The organism is Streptomyces sp. NPDC052101 (assembly GCF_040680235.1).
GTDB lineage: Bacteria > Actinomycetota > Actinomycetes > Streptomycetales > Streptomycetaceae > Streptomyces.
The window spans coordinates 144,610-163,665 of record NZ_JBFAWH010000015.1; the positions used below are offsets into that span (position 1 = coordinate 144,610).

General features: G+C 72.6%; 10 protein-coding genes. 3 read left to right on the forward strand and 7 right to left on the reverse strand.

All coding sequences use genetic code 11. The annotated features are described in order from the left end of the window. Positions 1-99: 99 nt before the first annotated feature. The 4 genes from AB0L75_RS26170 to AB0L75_RS26185 form a co-directional block, all read right to left on the reverse strand. Positions 100-1,503, reverse strand: a complete 1,404-nt coding sequence (locus tag AB0L75_RS26170; RefSeq protein WP_365185177.1) for a dipeptidase — start codon at positions 1,501-1,503, stop codon at positions 100-102. A 53-nt stretch (positions 1,504-1,556) separates the two neighbouring features. After that, positions 1,557-5,180 carry a UvrD-helicase domain-containing protein gene (locus tag AB0L75_RS26175; protein WP_365185180.1) on the reverse strand — a complete coding sequence of 1,208 codons (3,624 nt, stop codon included), beginning with the start codon at positions 5,178-5,180 and terminating at the stop codon, positions 1,557-1,559. A 115-nt stretch (positions 5,181-5,295) separates the two neighbouring features. Continuing rightward, positions 5,296-8,745: an ATP-dependent DNA helicase gene (locus AB0L75_RS26180; RefSeq protein WP_365185182.1), complete on the reverse strand. Its 3,450-nt coding sequence runs from the start codon at positions 8,743-8,745 to the stop codon at positions 5,296-5,298. 257 nt (positions 8,746-9,002) lie between these two features. After that, a complete protein-coding gene (locus tag AB0L75_RS26185) occupies positions 9,003-9,389 on the reverse strand; it encodes an MGMT family protein (protein WP_365185184.1) in 387 nt (128 codons plus the stop codon). Positions 9,390-9,575: 186 nt separating this feature from the next. Here AB0L75_RS26185 and AB0L75_RS26190 point away from each other — a divergent pair, with 186 nt between their 5' ends. The 3 genes from AB0L75_RS26190 to AB0L75_RS26200 all read left to right on the forward strand — a co-directional run bounded on the left by AB0L75_RS26190 (position 9,576) and on the right by AB0L75_RS26200 (position 15,821). Beyond that, positions 9,576-12,389 (forward strand): lysylphosphatidylglycerol synthase domain-containing protein, encoded by a 2,814-nt coding sequence (locus AB0L75_RS26190; protein WP_365185186.1) that lies wholly within the window; start codon positions 9,576-9,578, stop codon positions 12,387-12,389. A 194-nt stretch (positions 12,390-12,583) separates the two neighbouring features. Beyond that, positions 12,584-14,128 carry an alpha/beta hydrolase gene (locus AB0L75_RS26195; RefSeq protein WP_365185189.1) on the forward strand — a complete coding sequence of 515 codons (1,545 nt, stop codon included), beginning with the start codon at positions 12,584-12,586 and terminating at the stop codon, positions 14,126-14,128. Between the two features lie 133 nt (positions 14,129-14,261). Then, a complete protein-coding gene (locus AB0L75_RS26200) occupies positions 14,262-15,821 on the forward strand; it encodes an alpha/beta hydrolase (protein ID WP_365185190.1) in 1,560 nt (519 codons plus the stop codon). 100 nt (positions 15,822-15,921) lie between these two features. Here AB0L75_RS26200 and moeZ read toward each other — a convergent pair whose 3' ends face one another. The 3 genes from moeZ to AB0L75_RS26215 all read right to left on the reverse strand — a co-directional run bounded on the left by moeZ (position 15,922) and on the right by AB0L75_RS26215 (position 18,866). After that, a complete protein-coding gene (gene moeZ / locus AB0L75_RS26205) occupies positions 15,922-17,100 on the reverse strand; it encodes an adenylyltransferase/sulfurtransferase MoeZ (protein ID WP_365185192.1) in 1,179 nt (392 codons plus the stop codon). 63 nt (positions 17,101-17,163) lie between these two features. Then, a complete protein-coding gene (locus AB0L75_RS26210) occupies positions 17,164-17,913 on the reverse strand; it encodes a spherulation-specific family 4 protein (RefSeq protein WP_365185194.1) in 750 nt (249 codons plus the stop codon). Beyond that, positions 17,901-18,866, reverse strand: coding sequence for an NAD-dependent epimerase/dehydratase family protein (locus AB0L75_RS26215; protein WP_365185197.1), 966 nt, complete (start codon positions 18,864-18,866; stop codon positions 17,901-17,903). The genes AB0L75_RS26210 and AB0L75_RS26215 overlap by 13 nt, the downstream gene beginning before the upstream one ends. Positions 18,867-19,056 lie beyond the last annotated feature (190 nt).

A 19,056-nucleotide genomic window follows, 5' to 3' on the forward strand; every position in this document is an offset into this window, starting at 1 on the left:
ACGTACGGCGGGAGGCACCGGGCCGGGCGGGTCGGGGCGGGCGGGGCGGTCCGTCCAGTGTGCCCCGCGCGCCGTGCCCTTCCGTACGGCGCCTGCCGGTCAGGGCGTGGGACGCCAATGCTCGGCCAGGTCACCCCACAGGTAGGCGCTGGTCTCGACGCCCTTGAGGAGGAGGTCCAGCTCGACCTTTTCATCGGGGGCGTGCCAGCCGTCGGAGGGGACGGAGATGCCCAGGAAGAGCACGGGGGCGCCGAGGACTTCCTGGAGGTCGGCGGCGGGTCCGGAGCCGCCCTCGCGGGTGAAGCGGATCGGCTTTTCGAAGGCGCGGCCCATGGCGCGGGCCACGGACTGCAGCGCGGGGTGGTCGAGCGGGGTCAGGCACGGGCGCGTGGCCGCGCCGAAGCTGATCTCGTGCCGGATCCCGGCGGGCGCCTGCTCCTCGGCCCAGGCGCGCACGGCTTTCTCGATGTGCTCGGGCTCCTGGCCCGCGACCATCCGGAAGGACAGCTTCACCATGGCCGAGGACGGGATGATCGTCTTGCTGCCCGGGCCCTGGTAGCCGCCGCCGATGCCGTTGACCTCGGCGGTGGGGCGGGCCCAGATGCGTTCGAGGGTGCTGAAGCCGGCCTCGCCGTGGGTGGCGCGGGACTTGGCGGTGCCGAGCCAGCGCTGCTCGTCGAAGGGCAGCTCGGCGAACAGCTCGCGCTCGTGCTCGGTCAGCTCCACGATGCCGTCGTAGAAGCCGGGGATCGCCACGCGTGCGTGCTCGTCGTGCAGGGCGGCGACCAGGCGGGCGGCCGCGGTGGCCGGGTTGGGTACGGCGCCGCCGAATGAGCCGGAGTGGATGTCCTGGTCGGGGCCGTACAGCCGGATCTCGCACTCGGCGAGGCCGCGCATGCCGGTGCAGACGGTCGGGGTGTCCTCGGACCACATGCCGGTGTCGGAGACGATCACGGCGTCGGCGGCGAGCCGCCCGGCCCGCTCCTCCACCAGGCCCCGGAAGTGCGGGGAGCCGGACTCCTCCTCGCCCTCGATCAGCAGCTTCAGGTGGACCGCGGGGGCGGTGCGACCGGTGGCGACGAGGTGGGCGCGGACGCCGAGTGTGTGGAAGAACACCTGGCCCTTGTCGTCGGCCGCCCCGCGCGCGTAGAGGCGGTTTCCGCGGACGACCGGCTCGAAGGGGTCGCTGTCCCAGCCGTCCTCACGGGCGGCGGGCTGCACGTCGTGATGGCCGTAGACGAGGACGGTGGGCGCCTCGGGGTCGTCCGAGGGCCACTCGGCGAAGACGGCCGGGGCGCCCGGGGTCTGCCAGACCTCGACGGTCGTGAAGCCGGTCTCCTTGAGCTTGGCGGCGAGCCAGTCGGCGCTGCGGCGTACGTCGGGCGCGTGGTCGGGCTGGGCCGACACGGAGGGGATGCGCAGCCATGCCGCGAGGTCGTCGAGGAAGGCGGCGCGGTGCTGCTCGATGTACGTGCGGACGGCGCTGTCCGGGGTCTGGCTCATGCTCACGAGCCTATCGGCCCGCACCGACAACCTCGGCGGGCGGTTCGTCACACTCAGGGTGTCTGGTGTGCCACTTCGGAGTCTTCCGTGAGGAGCCGTTCCAGAGCGGCCCGGTCCGGCAGGTCCGTCGGTCGTACGACCTCGCCGCTGCGGACGTACAGGAAGGCGGCCGTGACCGACTCGGGCGGCACGCCCTGCTGCTCGGCCCAGGCGAGCCGGTACACGGCGAGCTGGAGCGGGTCGGCGGTGCCGGTGCGGCCGGTCTTCCAGTCGACGATCTCGTACGTCGCCGCGTCGCCGTCGCCGTGCTTGTAGACAGCGTCTATACGGCCCCGTACGACGCGGCCGGCGAGGGTGAGCTGGAAGGGGGCCTCGACCCGGTAGGGGGTGCGCCGGGCGTAGTCGCTGCGTTCGAAGGCCTCCTTCAGGGCTTCCAGGTCGTGTTCGTCCGCGATCTCTGCGTCGCTGCCGGGCAGCTCGTCCGGTTCCAGCAGGGGCAGTGTCATTTCCTCGAAACGGGCTTCCACCCACGCGTGGAATCGGGTGCCCCGGCGCGCGGCCGGTTGCGGGGGGCGCGGCATGGGGCGCGCGAGTTCCTGCGCGAGCCCGTCCGGGTCCTCCGCCAGGCGCATCAGCTGGGACGCGGTCAGTGTGGCGGGCAGCGGCACGTCGGTGACGGCCTGCCGGGCGCGCAGCAGCTCTCCGGTGAGCGCGTCGAGGTCACGGTCCCAGGAGGCGATGGTGCGGGCTTCCTCGGGGGTGAGGTCGGTGGGGTGCTGCGGTTCGGCGGGGCGGGGGCGGTGCCGCGGGGCGGGGGCCTGGTGCGGGACCGTGGGCCGGTCGGCGCTCCAGGTGTCCCAGTCGGCGGGCGCGTCCGAGGCGGGGTCGTCCTGGCCGAGGGTGTCCTGGCCGAGGGTGTCCTGGGTGAGGGCGTTCGCGTCGTACGGCGGTTCCTCGTCGCCGAAGGGGCGGCCGTCGTCGTACGGTTCCTCGTCGCGGAAGGGGTCCTCGTCGTACGGGAAGTCCGCGTCGTGACCGTGGTCGTACGGGAAGTCCGCGTCGGGCTCGTCGTACGCCTCGTCGCCGTAGGGGGTGTCGCCCGGGGGCGCGGGCCAGTCAGGGTCGTCGAGGGCGGCGGGGTCGTGGGCGGCCGGCGGCCGGCCGGTGTCCTCGGCGGCGAGGGCGTCCAGGTGGGCGAGAACGGTCTCGGCGGCCGCGCGGCGGCGGGTCAGGGCGGCGGGGTCCAGCGGGAGCGGCCACACCTCGTCGGCGGCGGCCGTGTGCAGGGCGGGGTTCTCCGCGTCCTCGGCGGGCTCCTCGGCCCACGCCTCGATCTCGCCGTGTCCGGCGGCACAGTGGTCGTGCAGGGCCTTGAGGAAGTCGGAGGGGCCGCGCGGCTTCTTCTGGCTGGGCCCCCACCAGTGGCCCGAGCCGAGCAGCAGGGAGCGAGGGCGGGTGAAGGTGACATAGCCGAGGCGCAGCTCCTCGGTGTGCTGGTGGTCCTTCATGGCCTCGTGGAAGGCCTTCATGCCGCGCGCGTCCCAGCCGTCGACGTCGGGCAGCGTGTCGGTGTCGCCGCGCAGGGCGTGCGGCACCACCTTGGCCTGCGCGGTCCACTTCTCGCGGCCCTGTGCGCTGGGGAACGTGCCCCTGACGAGTCCGGGCACGGCCACGACGTCCCACTCCAGGCCCTTGGACTTGTGGGCGGTGAGCACCTTGACGGTGTTCTCGCCGCCGGGCAGCGCGTTGTCGAGGCCCTTCTCGTACTGCGCGGCGGTGCGCAGGAAGCCGAGGAAGGCGAGCAGGGTGGCCTCGGCGTCGCTCGCCGCGAAGGACGCGGCGACGTCCAGGAAGTTGGACAGGGTCTCGCGGCGGCGGGCGGCCAGGGCGTGCGGGGACGCCGACAGCTCCACTTCCAGGCCGGTGACGGCGAGGACGCGGTGCAGGACGTCCATCAGCGGGTCGGACAGCGCGCGGCGCAGGTCGCGCAGCTCGGCGGCCAGGCGTGCGAAGCGCACGCGCGCGTCCGGCGAGAACGGCAGCCCGTCGTCATCCCCCTCGCCGTCCATGGGCGTTTCCAGGAAGGTGTCGAGGGCGTCCGCGAGCGATATCACCTCGGCCGGGTCGACCCCTTCGACGGCGGCGGCGAGCCGGCGGTCCGGGTCGTCGGTGTCGTCCACGCGCGCGTGGGCGACCAGCAGGCGGGCGCGGCGGCCCAGCAGGGCGAGGTCGCGGGGGCCGATGCGCCAGCGCGGGCCGGTCAGCAGCCGCACCAGGGAGGCGTTCGCGCCGGGATCCTGGAGCACCTCGCAGACGGCGACGAGGTCGGCGACCTCGGGGAGGTGCAGCAGCCCGGACAGGCCGACCACCTCGACGGGGATGTCGCGGGCCACGAGGGCGCCCTGGATCTCGGCGAAGTCGGTCGCCGTGCGGCACAGTACGGCGATCTCACCGGGGGCCGTGCCGGTGTGCACGAGGTGGGCGAGAGAGTCGGCGATCCAGTCGATCTCCTCGGCGTGGGTGGGCAGCAGGGCGCAGCGGACCGTGCCGTCGTACTCGGCGCCGGAAGCCGGGCGGAGGGCCTCCACGCCCGCGTGCATGGCGCGCAGCGGCTCGGCGAGCCCGTTGGCGAGGTCGAGGAGGCGGCCGCCGCTGCGGCGGTTCTCGCTGAGCGCCTGCCGGGTGGCGGGGCGGCCGTCGGCGTGCGCGAAGTGCGCGGGGAAGTCGTCCAGGTTGGCGACGGAGGCACCACGCCAGCCGTAGATGGCCTGGCAGGGGTCGCCGACCGCGGTCACCGAATGGCCCGTATCACCGCCGAACAGGCCTGCCAGCAGGACGCGTTGGGCCACGGAGGTGTCCTGGTACTCGTCCAGGAGCACCACGCGGAACTCCTCGCGCAGCAGCCGGCCCACCTCGGGGATACCGGCGAGCCGGGCGGACAGGGCGATCTGGTCGCCGAAGTCGAGCAGGTCGCGCTCGCGTTTGGCGGCCCGGTAGCGCCGGACGAGGTCGGCCAGTTCACGGCGGGCGGCGGCCGTCTCGGGCACCTTGCGCAGGTCGGCGTTGGTGAGCTTGGCGTTCTGGAGGGTGCGCAGCAGGTCCGCGTCCCAGGCGCGCAGCTCCTCGGGGTCGACGAGGTGTTCGGCGAGTTCGGAGTCGAGGGCCAGCAGATCGCTGACGAGATCGGCGAAGGAGCGGGTCAGCGCGGGGTAGGGGCCGGGGGCCTCGCGCAGCACGCGCGCGGCGAGCTGGTAGCGGGTGGCGTCGGCGAGCAGCCGTGACGTGGGCTCCAGGCCGAGGCGCAGGCCGTGGTCGGTGAGCAGCCGGCCGGCGAAGGCGTGGTACGTCGAGATGACCGGCTCGCCGGGCGGGTTGTCCGGATCGATGGCGTCGGGGTCGGTGACGCCGGCCTTGATCAGTGCCTTGCGGACGCGTTCGGCCAGCTCACCGGCGGCCTTGTTGGTGAAGGTCAGGCCGAGGACCTGTTCGGGGGCGACCTGGCCGGTGCCGACCAGCCAGACCACGCGCGCGGCCATCACGGTGGTCTTGCCCGATCCGGCTCCGGCCACGATCACCTGCGGGGCGGGCGGCGCGGTGATACAGGCCGTCTGCTCCGGGGTGAACGGGATGCCGAGAAGCTCTTTGAGCTGCTCGGGGTCGGTGATACGGGCGGGCATGTCGGAAAAGGCTAGCGGCGAGGACTGACAGCCGAGCCCACATCGGCCGTCCGGGGTGGCAGAAGCGCAGGTCAGCGGCTGTGGTGCCGTACGTCACTCGGCACCTGCCGGTGGCTCACTCGACCACGTGCCGCCCCTCCGGCCGGGCGCTGCAGGAGGCGCGGAACGCGCAGTGCGTGCAGTGCTGGCCGGTGTTCGGCGCGAACCGCTCGTCGAGGACCTTGCCGGCGGCCGTGGCCAGCAGCTCGCCGACCCACTCCCCCGACAGCGGCTCCTGGGTCTGCACCTTGGGCAGAACGTCGCCTCCGTCGCGCTTGGCGGCGCCCTGCCTGAGATGCACCAGGTCCGCGCCGCCTGGTTCGGGACGTACGCCGTCGAAGGCCTCGTCGACGGCGCCCTCGTGAACGGCGAGCTGGTAGACGGCGAGCTGGGGGTGGCGGGCCACCTCGGCGGCGCTGGGAGCCTGCTTGCCGGTCTTGAAGTCGACCACGTAGGCACGGCCCTCGCCGTCCGCCTCCACGCGGTCCATCTGACCGCGAATGCGCACCTCGTAGTCGCCCGCCCCGAGGGTGACGTCGAAGTCCTGCTCGCTCGCCACCGGGGTGCGCCCGGTGCGGTCCAGCACATGCCAGTTCAGGAAGCGTTCGAGCGCCACGCGCGCGTTGTCCTTCTCCTGCTGCGACTTCCAGGGCGCGTCGAAGGCGAGCGCGTTCCACACCGAGTCCAGCCGTTCCATCAGGACGTCGAGGTCGGCCGGGGTACGGCCGGAGGCGACCTCGTCGGCGAGGACGTGGACGACGTTGCCGAAGCCCTGCGCGGTCGTGGCCGGGGCGTCGGCCTTCACCTCGCGCCCCAGGAACCACTGCAGCGCACAGGTGTTGGCGAGCTGGTCGAGGGCGCTGCCGGAGAGCACGACCGGACGGTCGCGGTGACGCAGCGGCACCTTGCTCTCGGTCGGGTCGTACATGCCCCACCAGCGGTAGGGGTGCGCGGACGGCACCAGCGGGCGGCCGTCCTCGTCGGCGAGGGCGGCGAGCCGGGCCAGCCGGCGGGCGGCGGCCTCCCGCAGCGCGGCGGACGCGCGCGGGTCGACCGTGGTGGCGCGCAGCTCGGCGACGAGCGCGGCCACGGACAGCGGGCGCCGGGGGCGGCCGGTGACGTCCCGGGGTTCGACGCCGAGTTCGGTCAGGAAGCGGGAGGGCTGGTCACCGTCGTCGGCAGGCGCCTTCACAGCGGTCACGACGAGGCGTTCGCACGCGCGCGTGGCGGCGACGTAGAACAGGCGGCGCTCCTCGGTGAGCAGCGCCCCCGGAGTGAGCGGTTCGGCGAGTCCGTCCCTGCCGATGCGGTCGGCCTCCAGGAGGGAGCCGCGGCGGCGCAGGTCGGGCCACAGGCCCTCCTGGACGCCGGCGACGACGACCAGCCGCCACTGAAGGCCCTTGGAGCGGTGCGCGGTCATCAGGCGGACGGCGTCCGGGCGTACCGCGCGGCGCGTGAGCGTGTCGGCGGCGATGTCCTCGGCCTCGGTCTCCGCCAGGAAGTTCAGGGCGCCACGGCCTCCGGTGCGTTCCTCCGCGCGGGCGGCGGTGGCGAACAGCGCGCACACGGCGTCCAGGTCCCGGTCAGCGTTGCGGCCGGCCGCGCCGCCGCGCCGGGCGGCCCGCTCCAGACGCGCGGGCCACGGCGTGCCCTGCCACAGCTCCCACAGCGCCTCCTCGGCCGTACCGCCGCCGGCCAGGCACCGGCGGGCCGTGCGGAGCAGCGCGCCGAGGCGCTGCGCCCCGCGCGCGTACGCCGGGTCGTGCACGGCCAGGCGCTCGGGTTCGGCGAGCGCCTGCGCGAGCAGCGCGTCGGAGGGGGGCGGCAACGGGTTGCCCGCCGCGCGCTCCTCCTCGCGCAGGGCGCGCCCGAGGCGGCGCAGATCGGCCGGGTCCATGCCGGCGAGGGGGGAGGCGAGCAGGGTGAGCGCGGTCTCGGTGTCGAGCCAGGAGGTGTCCGGGACCGGCTCTGCGGCGTCTTGAGGGGCGGCATCCTCGGGAACGGCGTCCGCGGCGGCAGCCTCTTCGGAGGTGGTGGTTCTCTCAAGTGCCCCGGAAGGGATGACTTCCTCAGATGAGTCGAGCGCGCCCGCGTTTGAGGCGAGCGCGCCTGCGCTCTCCTCGTGCCTGCGGGCCTCCGCAGTGGCCACCGCGCGCAGGGCCGTCAGCAGGGGGGCCACCGCGGGCTCGTGGCGCAGAGGCAGGTCGTCGCCGTCTATGTCCAGCGGGACGCCGGCCGCGGTGAGGGCGCGGCGGAGCGTCGGCAGGGTGCGGGATCCGGCCCGGACGAGGACGGCCATGTCGCTCCACGCGATGCCGTCCTCCAGGTGCGCGCGGCGCAGAATGTCCGCGATGTTGTCCAATTCCGTACCAGCCGTCGGGTACGTGTAGACCTCGACGCGGCCCCCGTCCCGTACGGCGACCGGCTCGCGGTGGGCGCGGGCCTTGTCGGCGGGCAGCCGGGGCAGCGGCATGCGCTGCGTGATCAGGCGGGTGGCGGCCAGCAGGGCGGCGCCAGAGCGGCGGGAGGTGCGCAGCACCTGGACGGGAGCGGAGCGGCCGTCCGGGCGCGGGAAGGCCGCCGGGAAGTCGAGGATGCCGTTCACGTCGGCACCACGGAAGGCGTAGATCGACTGGTCGGGGTCGCCGAAGGCGACCAGGGTGCGTCCGCCGCCGGCCAGCGCGTGCAGGAGCCGTACCTGGGCGGGGTCGGTGTCCTGGTACTCGTCGACGTACACGGCGTCGTACTGGGCGGCGAGTCGTGCGGCGGTCTCGGGGCGGCGGGCGAGCAGGACCGCGCGGTGGACCAGTTCGGCGTAGTCGATCACGCCGTGCAGGTCGAGCACGTCGAGATACTCGGCGAGGAACGCGGCGGCGGCGCGCCAGTCGGGGCGGCCGATACGGCGGGCGAAGGCGTCCAGGGCATCGGGGCCGAGGCCCAGCTCGCGGCTGCGGGCGAGGACCGCGCGGACCTCGTCGGCGAAGCCGCGCGTGGTCAGGCAGGCGCGCAGCTCGTCCGGCCAGCGCACAGGGGTGAGCCCGAGCCGCTCCAGCTCGGGGTGTCCGGCGAGCAGCTCGCGGACGGCGACGTCCTGCTCGGGGCCGGAGAGCAGGCGCAGCGGCTCGGCGAACAGGCCGCTGTCCTGGTGGGCGCGCACCAGGGCGTAGCAGTACGAGTGGAACGTGGTGGCCCGGGGGGCGCGGGCGGCGCCCATGCGCAGGGCCATGCGGTCGCGCAGGTCGACGGCGGCCTTGCGGCTGAATGTCAGCACCAGGATGCGTTCGGGGTCGGCGCCGCGGGCGATCCGCGCGGCGACGGACTCGACGAGGGTGGTGGTCTTGCCGGTGCCGGGACCGGCGAGGACAAGGAGGGGTCCGCTCCGGTGATCAACCACGGTGCGCTGCGCCGCGTCCACAGGAGGGGGGTCCATGGCGGCCGGCGGGGTACGGACCAGTCGGTAAGCGCCACGGCCCCCCTGCCGCACCGGGGGGTGCGGCAGGCGCCTGGTGGAGGAAGAGGAGCTCACGTGGTTGGCCGGTCCTGGTGGTTGTGCTGGTGGGCGGGCGGTCACGCGTGCGTGACGGTGGCCGCGGGGTGAGGGGGACACGTGCCGCCGACGCTACGCCGCCGCACCGGACGGAAGCGGGGCTTCCGCTTCTTACCTCACGACGCTCGCGCCACGCGCATCCCACACCTCACGAACGTACGTCATGCCACGGACGTCCCCGATGTCACCCGTACGGGCCACGGGCTCTCCCCGAGGGCATCCGATGGCGGAAGCTGTCAGGTGTGACCTTCCGCGCCCGCCCCGCCGTCCCAACGGGCCCGCCGCATGTCGAGTCGCGGCAGATGGCCCTCGGCACTGCTGGCCGCCGTCTTCAGCGGCGTGCCCTCGGTGCGGTAGTGGGTGAGCGCTCTCAGCTCGTGACCGGGCAGCAGCACCCCGTCGGCTCGTACGACGCGCCACCACGGGACTGCGCCTCCGTAGAGGGCCATCACCCGGCCGACCTGGCGCGGACCGCCCTCCTCGAGCCACTCGGCGACATCGCCGTATGTCATGACCCGCCCCGGCGGAATGCGCTCCGCCACGTCGAGGACCCGCTCGGCGTACTCCGGCAGCGCGTCCGCGTACTCCTCGCGGGTGTCCTCGGCAGGGCTCTGCTCGCTCATTCGTCCCATCCTGCCGCACCCCACCGACATCGCGGCGCGGACCGCGACATACGGCCCTCTCGCCCCGGAACGGCGCTTCCGGCAGACTGTGCGCCCGCGCATCCGCACCCTGATGGCCGCGTGTGTCGGTGGGACATGCCACCATCGTGCGGGCGGTGACTGGTGATACGAGACCAAGAAGAGACCATGAAGCAGCAGGGCGTGCACCCCGAGGGCGGAGCCGGCACCCCTGACGCCGCCGCGCGCCCCGACACCGCCGACGGCCCGGGCACAGGCGGCGACACGCGGCGGGAAGACACCGGTCCACGTGGGCACGACAGCCCTGAGCACGACCACGACGAGACCGAGGGGGCGCACGTCCAGGAGAACAAGCCCCCTGATCACGGTCCGGGCGCGGACGACGATCCGCACGCCGAGGCCGTGGAGGGCGACGAACCGCTGCTCCCCGCGCGCGTGCACCGCCCTTCCGATCTCATGCGGTGCCTGGTGGGCCTGCTCGCCATCGTCGTACTGCTCGCGATCGCCGCGTTCGCGCACGGCACCACCTCGGGCCTCGAACAGGACATCAACAAGGGCACCGGACAGGCCCCCGACCTGCTGATCAGGTTCGCCGGACTGGCCTCCAGCATCGCGATCCTGCTCGTCCCGGTCGCCTTCGCGATCGAACGGCTGATCAAACGAGACGGACTGCGCATCGCCGACGGCGTCCTCGCGGCCGTTCTCGCCCACGGAGTGACCCTCGCGACCGACCTGTGGGTCGCAAGAGCCGCCCCGGACTCGATCCAGGAGGCGCTCACCCAGCCCTCGCCGGGCGACATCCACGTCCTGACCGACCCCGTGCACGGCTATCTGGCACCCGTCATCGCCTATATGACGGCCGTCGGCATGTCCCGCAGACCGAGATGGCGAGCGGTGCTGTGGATCGTGCTGCTGCTCGACGCGTTCTCGATGCTGGTCACGGGCTACACGACCCCGTTCTCGATCATCCTGACGGTGCTGATCGGCTGGACCGTCGCCTACGGCACGCTCTACGCGGTCGGCTCCCCCAACGTCCGCCCCACCGGGCAGACCCTGATGGCGGGCCTGCGCCATGTCGGCTTCCACCCCGTCAGCGCGGCCCGCGAGGAGGCCGTGGAGACGGAGAACGGCGACCGCGGCCGGCGCTACTTCGTCACCCTGGAGGACGGCCCGCCGCTGGACGTCACGGTCGTGGACCGGGAACAGCAGGCCCAGGGCTTCTTCTACCGCGCGTGGCGCAATCTCACCCTGCGCGGTTTCGCCACCCGCTCCAGCCTCCAGTCGCTGCGCCAGGCGCTCGAACAGGAGGCGCTGCTGGCGTACGCGGCGATCGCGGCCGGCGCCCACGCGCCCAAGCTGATCGCCACCTCCGAACTCGGCCCCGACGCCGTGATGCTCGTCTACGAGCACACCGGCGGGCGCACGCTGGACTCGCTGTCCGACGAGGACATCACCGACGAGCTGCTGCGCAACACCTGGCACCAGGTGCAGGCGCTGCAGTCGCGGCGCATCGCGCACCGCAGGCTCGCGGGTGACGCGATTCTGGTGGATCGTTCCGGCAGGGTGATCCTCACCGAGCTGCGTGGCGGCGAGATCGCGGCCGGCGAGCTGCTGCTGCGCATGGACGTGGCACAGCTGGTCACGACGCTCGGCCTGCGGGTGGGTGCCGAGCGGGCGGTGGCCTCGGCGGTCGGCGTGCTCGGCCCCGACGCCGTCGCCGACTGTCTGCCGATGCTCCAGCCGATCGCACTGACGCGCGCCACGCGCGCGACATTGCGCCGACTGGCCCGGGAACGCGCCCAACGCGAACGCGAAGCGGTCCTGGAGGCGTCGCGGCAGGCCAAGCAGGCCCGTCCGGAGGAGGCCTCCGAGACCAGCCGGCCCGCCCTCGAAAAGCCCGACAAGCAGACGGTCCGCGCCGAGCAGCGCGCGGAGCGCCAGGCCATGGACGAAGCCCTCGAAGAGGCCCGCGAGGAGGACCTGCTCACCCAGATCCGGCACGAGGTGCTGCGAATCAGGCCGCAGGCCCCCGTGGAGCCGGCCCGGCTGGAGCGGGTGCGGCCGCGCACGCTCATCAGCTTCATCGCGGGTGCGATCGGCGCGTACTACCTGCTGACCCAGCTCACCCACATCGAGTTCGGCACGCTGTTCGCGCAGGCCCAGTGGGGCTGGGTGATCGCCGCGGTGCTGTTCTCCGCGCTCAGCTACGTCGCCGCCGCGATGGCGCTGCTGGGGTTCGTGCCGGAGCGGGTGCCGTTCCTGCGGACGGCGGCGGCGCAGGTCGCCGGGTCCTTCGTGAAGATCGTGGCGCCGGCCGCGGTCGGTGGTGTGGCCCTCAACACGCGCTTCCTGCAGCGCACCGGCGTGCGCCCGGGGCTCGCGGTGGCGAGCGTCGGCGCGTCGCAGCTGTTCGGGCTCGGCTGCCACATCCTGATGCTGTTGTCGTTCGGCTATCTGACCGGCACCGAGAAGACGCCGTCGCTGTCGCCTTCCCGTACGGTCATCGCGGGTCTGCTGACGGTGGCGGTGCTGGTGCTCGTGGTGACCTCGGTGCCGTTCCTGCGGAAATTCGTCGTCACGCGCGTGAGGTCACTGTTCGCCGGGGTCGTACCGCGCATGCTCGACGTACTGCAACGGCCGCAGAAGCTCGTCACCGGCATCGGCGGCATGCTCCTGCTGACGGCCTGCTTCGTGATGTGCCTGGACGCCTCCATCCGGGCCTTCGGCGACGGCACGACCTCACTCAGCATCGCCAGCGTCGCCGTCGTCTTCCTGGCCGGCAACGCGCTCGGGTCCGCGGCTCCCACCCCGGGCGGCGTGGGCGCGGTGGAGGCGAGCCTCACGCTCGGTCTGATCGCCTTCGGCCTGCCCAAGGAAGTCGCCGCCCCGGCCGTGCTGCTGTACCGCCTGCTGACACTGTGGCTGCCGGTGCTCCCGGGCTGGCTGGCCTTCAACCACCTCACCCGCAAGGGAGCCCTGTAGGCAGGGGCGCGCGCCCATCCCCATGACAGGGGGCGCATGCGCCAGGTCGTGCCAGGAGGTGCGCGCCTGGTCGTGGCAGAAGGTGCGCGCGCCTGCTCAGGGCAGCGGTGCGCGCCTTCTCACGGCAGCAGTGGGCGTACCTCGTACGGCCCGCGCCCCGCGCGCACCGGCGTGCACACCCCCACGATGGGGACATGGCGAATCCCTCCCGGCTGCGCGCCTCCGCCCTGACCGCCGCCGCCGTGCTGCTGTCCGCCCTGCTGGCCGGATGCGGCGACGGCACCAAGGACGGCGACCTGGCGGCGCAGAAGCTGGGCTGGAAGGACTGCGCGGCCCCGTCCGAGGCGGAGGGCGGCGGCAGCGCCCCCTCCCCGCTGCCGGGCGGCGGCACATGGCAGTGCGCCACCATGAAGGCTCCTCTGGACTGGAGCAGGCCGAAGGGCGACACGATCGGCATCGCCCTGATCCGCGCCAAGGCCAGCGGCCCCGCGAGCAAGCGGATCGGCTCGCTCGTGTTCAACTTCGGCGGGCCCGGCGGCAGCGGCGTCAGCACGCTGCCCGCGTTCAGCGACGACTACGCCGCCCTGCGCACCCGCTACGACCTGGTCAGCTTCGACCCGCGCGGGGTCGGCCGCAGCGCGCCGGTGGAGTGCGAGAGCGACTCGCAGCTGGACCTGTACTTCCAGCAGGACGCGACCCCCGACAACAGTGCCGAGCGCACCGCGCTGCTGAACCGCACCAAGCAGTTCAACGCGGCCTGTGAGAAGAACTCCAAGAAGGTCCTGTCGCACGTGGCCACCACGGACGCGGCCCGCGACATGGACCTGATGCGCCAGGTCCTCGGCGACGACAAGCTGCACTACTTCGGCATCTCCTACGGCACCCAACTCGGCGGCGTGTACGCCCACCTGTTTCCCAAGAACGTCGGCCGGGCCGTGCTCGACGCCGTCGTGGACCCCACGCAGAACCCCGAACAGAGCGCGCTCGGACAGGCCAAGGGCTTCCAGCTCGCGCTCGACAACTTCGCCCAGGACTGCACCTCGAAGACCACCGAATGCCCGATCGGCAGCACCGCACAGGATGTGAAGAACCGCATCGCGAAGCTGCTGACCGGCCTGGAGAACAAGCCGATTCCCGGCATCCCGCCGCGCCAGCTCACCGAGACCGCCGCGACCAACGGCATCGCACAGTCCCTGTACTCCAAGGATTTCTGGGAGTACCTCACCGAGGGCCTGGAGCAGGCCTACGAGGGCGACGGCAAGATCCTGATGCTGCTGTCCGACTCGATGAACGGCCGTAGCGAGAACGGCGAGTACAGCAACATCACCGCGGCGAACACCGCCATCAACTGCGCCGACGAGAAACCCCGCTACACCGCCGACTACGTCCAGCAGAAGCTGCCCGAGTTCCGCGCCGCCTCCCCGCTGTTCGGCGACTACCTGGCCTGGGGCATGGTCAGCTGCACCGACTGGGCCGTGCCAGGCGCCGCCGATCATCCCGACGTCAGCGCGTCCGGCTCGGCGCCCATCCTCGTCGTCGGCAACACCGGCGACCCGGCCACCCCGTACGAGGGCGCGAAGAAGATGGTCGAGGCACTCGGCAAGGGCGTCGCCGTCGAGCTGACGTACAAGGGCCAGGGGCACGGTGCGTACGACAGCAAGAACAAGTGCGTGCAGAGCGCGGTGAACGGCTACCTGCTGGACGGGACGGCGCCGAAGGCCGGCGCGGTCTGCTCCTGAAACACCCCAACGCCGTGAAGAAATCGCAGGTCAGAAGGTTATCCACAGGCCGAAACGGGCTCAGCCCGGTGCACCTACCATGGCCTGAACGCCCGGCGCGGCACGACGCGAGGGGCCTGTGAGGGGGGTGCGTATGAGGCGATTCCTGCGCTGGACGGCCGTCGTGGCCGCGGCGCTGCTGGTGGCCGGCTGCGGCGGCGGCTCGTCGGACGACGGGCGCGGCGGCGGAAAAGGACGCGGGGGCGGCGAGGGCAAGGGGGCGAGCACCGCTCCCCCGCCGGTCCCGGCGACAGACCTGCCCGCCTCTCTCACCTCCCAGCGCCTCGACTGGCAAGGCTGCAAGGCCACGGGAGGCTCCCCCGCACCGAGCGGCGAGTGGCGGTGCGCAACGCTCAAGGTGCCGCTGGACTGGTCCGAGCCGGACGGCGCGACGATCGGCCTCGCGCTGATCCGCGCGCAGGCCACGGGCGGGAACCGCATCGGCTCGCTGCTGTTCAACTTCGGCGGCCCCGGCGGCTCGGGCGTGTCGACGCTCCCGTACTACGCGAACACCGCCGCGGACCTCCATGAGCGCTACGACCTGGTGAGCTGGGACCCGCGCGGGGTCGGCGCCAGCGAGGGCATCCGCTGCCGCGACGACCGGCAGATCGAGGCCGCCGAGGGCGTGGACGCCACACCGGACACGCCGCAGGAGGAGCAGGCGTTCCTGCAGGACGCCGCCGGCTTCGGGAAGGGCTGCCAGAAGGCCGCGGGAAACCTGCTGGCTCATGTGTCCACCACCGACACCGCACGCGACATGGACCTGATGCGCCAGGTCCTCGGCGACGAGAAGCTGCACTACTTCGGCATCTCCTACGGCACCGAACTCGGCGGCGTGTACGCCCACTTGTTCCCGCAGCGGGTGGGGCGGATGATCCTCGACGCGGTGGTCGACCCGACCGCGGACACGGTGGGCCATGCCGAGAACCAGACCCGCGGCTTCCAACGGGCCCTCGACGACTACCTGAAATCCACCGGCCAGGACCCCGCACAGGGCTCCCGGAAGATCGCAGCACTTCTGAAGCGGATCGATGCGCGACCACTGCCGGCCGAGTCCGGGCGGAAGCTGACCGAGAGCCTCGCGGTCACCGGGATCATCCTGCCGCTGTACAGCAAGGCCACCTGGCCGCGGCTGACCGGCGCGCTCAACTCTGCAGAGAGGGGCGACGGTTCACCGCTGCTGGCGCTCGCGGGCGACTACAACGAGCGTGACCCCTCGGGCCACTACGGCACAAGGTCCCACGCCCAGCGGGCGATTTCGTGCCTGGACGAAAAGGAGCGGCCGACCCTCTCCGAGACGAAGCAGCGGCTGGCCCGGTTCGAGCAGCTCTCGCCGGTGTTCGGGGACTACCTGGGCTGGGACACGGCCGGCTGGTGCCATGACTGGCCGGTGCCCGGCCAGTTCGACACCCCACAGGTCAGTGCACCGGGAGCGGCGCCGATCCTGCTGGTCGGCAACACCGGCGACCCAGCGACGCCGTACGAGGGCGCCCGCAGAATGGCCGACGGTCTGGGCAAGGACATCGGCATCGAACTCACCTGGAAGGGCGAGGGCCATGGGGCGTACGGCAACGGCAGCGACTGCGTCGACTCGGCAGTGAACACCTACCTGCTGGACGGGACGATACCGAGAGACGGCACGGTCTGCTCCTGACGAGCGAGGGGGTTCTGGCGAGGACCGGGCCCCTGACGCGGACGGGGCCCCGGGCGCCGTCCGCGCCCGAGGCCCCCGCCATCCGCACCGGGGAACCGGCTCAGTAGACCGGCTTGTGGGGTTCGATCTGGTTGACCCAGCCGATGACGCCGCCGCCGACATGGACGGCGTCGGAGAAGCCCGCGGACTTCAGGACCGCGAGGACTTCCGCACTGCGGACACCCGTCTTGCAGTGCAGGACGATCTTCTTGTCCTGCGGGAGGGTCTCCAGGGCGGCGCCCATGAGGAACTCGTTCTTCGGGATCAGCTTGGCGCCCGGGATGGAGACGATCTCGTACTCGTTCGGCTCGCGGACGTCGATGATCTCGATGCTCTCGCCGTCGTCGATCCACTCCTTGAGCTGCTTGGGAGTGATCGTCGAACCGGCGGCCGCCTCCTGGGCCTCCTCGGAGACGACGCCGCAGAAGGCCTCGTAGTCGATGAGTTCGGTGACGGTCGGGTTCTCGCCGCAGACCGCGCAGTTCGGGTCCTTGCGGACCTTGACCTGGCGGTACTGCATCTCCAGGGCGTCGTAGATCATCAGGCGGCCGACCAGCGGCTCGCCGATGCCCGCGAGGAGCTTGATGGCCTCGTTGACCTGGATGGAGCCGATGGACGCGCACAGCACGCCGAGCACGCCGCCCTCGGCGCAGGAGGGGACCATGCCGGGGGGCGGGGGCTCCGGGTAGAGGCAGCGGTAGCAGGGGCCGTGCTCGGACCAGAAGACGGAGGCCTGGCCGTCGAAGCGGTAGATCGAGCCCCACACGTACGGCTTGTTCAGCAGCACGCAGGCGTCGTTGACCAGGTACCGGGTGGCGAAGTTGTCCGTGCCGTCGACGATCAGGTCGTACTGGCTGAAGATGTCCATCACGTTCTCGGCCTCGAGCCGCTCTTCGTGAAGGACCACGTCCACGTACGGGTTGATGCCCTTGACGGTGTCACGGGCGGACTCGGCCTTGGAACGGCCGATGTCGGACTGGCTGTGGATGATCTGACGCTGCAGGTTCGACTCGTCGACCTCGTCGAACTCCACGATGCCGAGGGTGCCCACGCCCGCGGCGGCCAGGTACATCAGCGCCGGCGAGCCCAGGCCGCCGGCGCCCACACACAGCACCTTGGCGTTCTTCAGCCGCTTCTGCCCGTCCATCCCGACGTCGGGGATGATCAGGTGGCGGGAGTACCTGCGGACCTCGTCTACGGTGAGCTCAGCAGCTGGCTCAACCAGGGGTGGCAGCGACACGGGGACTCCGTTGATCGGTCAATCACTACAGTTGTTCTCCACGTAACACTGCCACGGCCTTCTTCATTCCGAGACACCTGTTCCGATACGCGAGACGATTTCGTCCCAGTAGCCGGGCATCGTCTCCCAGGGGTCGGTGCGGCCGCCACGATCCGTGCGGTCGGTGAAGTAGATCGTCGCCGCTCCCTGCCAGCGTGCGATGCGCAGCGCCTCCTCCAGATGGCCGCGGGGCACGCTGTGCACGAAGTGGCAGAAGCGATCCGGCGGATAGTCGGCGGTCCATTCGGCGACCTGGGACCAGCGGTAGTCGGACCAGGGGCCGGAGAAGGTCACCAGCTGGTCGGCGTTCTCCGCGTACCCGGGGTGCGGATGGCTGCCGTGGCCGAGGACGATGTGGGCGGTGTCACTGATCGCCCGGAGCGTGGTGACCGCACGGCGGACCTCGGGGAGCGCGGTGCGGCCGGTGGGACAACGATCCAGCAGGAAGCCGTCGACCCGGTACCAGTCGAGGTACCGGTGGGCGTCGGACAGCAGGTCGGCGAAGGCGCGGGCGCCATGGGTGAGGTCCAGGTGGCCGAGGACGCGGACACCCGCGCCCCGCAGTCGGCCCGCGGCTTCCAGGCAGTGCGGGTCCGGGCGGGTGCCGGGGCCCGCGGCCACGTTGAGGACCACCCAGTCCAGCGGGGTGCCCGGGCGGGCGAGTTCGGCCCACTGGGCGGGGGCGACGAGCGGGTGGGCGTAGCCGGGGACGCCGAGGGCGGTGCGCAGGCCGGTGCTGGTGACGCCTGCTGTGGTGCTGGTCAGATGCGGCATGCCGCCTCCATCCAGATATCGGCCAGGGATTCCTCGAGGTTGATACGGGGCCGCCAGCCGAGCCGGTCGCGCGCGGTGCGCACATCTGCCTGCTGCCAGCTGCCGCAGCCGTCCGGGTACGGGTACGGGTACGCCACCGGGGCCGCGTGGTCGGAGTCGGGGCGCGGGTGGCCGATGGCGCCGCGCAGCGGGCCGGGCGGGGCGTCGAGTTCGTGGAGGGCGCCGCCGTACCCGGCCACGCGCGCGAGAACGGCGGCGGCGTCACGGAGGCGGACGGCGCGGCCGGAGCCGATGTTGATGACGCCCTGGGCGGCGGAGAGCGAGGCGGCGTGCACGGCGCGGGCGACATCGCGTACGTCGACAAAGTCGCGCTGGACGCCGAGGCCGCCGAGTTTGAGTTCGCCGTCGCCGGACTGCATGGCCCGGCGCATGGCCTCGGCGAGGCGGCCCAGCGGGGAGCCGGCCGGGGTGCCGGGGCCGGCCGGTGAGAAGACGCGCAGCACGACGGCGTCCAGACCGGAGCCGAGGACCAGTTCCGTCGCGGCGAGCTTGCTGACGCCGTACGGGCCGCCGGGGCGCGGTACGGCGTCCTCGGCGGTGGAGGAGCCGGGCTGGCTCGGCCCGTACTCGGCGCTGCACCCGATCTGCACCAGACGGGCGCCGCAGCCGCTGCGGCGCAGGGCCTCGCAGACGGTGGCGACGGCCACGGTGTTGTGCCGGGTGAGGTCGCGGGCGCCGCCGCGGATGGCGCCGGCGCAGTTGATCACGACCCCGGGGTGCACCGCGTCGAGGAAGCGGGTGAGCGCGCCGGGGCTGCCGCTGGCGAGGTCGAAGCGGACGTCGGCGTCGTCGCCGCGGCCTAGCGCGGTCAGCTGGACGGCCGGGTCGGCGAGCAGACGGTCGGCGACGAAGCGGCCGATGTATCCGTTGGCTCCGATCAGCAGAACCCTCATCGGACGGCTCCCGGGGTGTGGGCACGGGCGTGACCGGCGGGGCCGGTGGGACTGACGGGGCCACTGGGACTGATGCCATGGGGACTGGCGGGACTGGCCGGGCCCGTGTGACTCGCCGGGGCGGCGGGTGTGGTGGGGCAGGCGGTTGCGGTGGGTCCACCCGTTCTTACGGTGCCGGCGGATCCGGTGA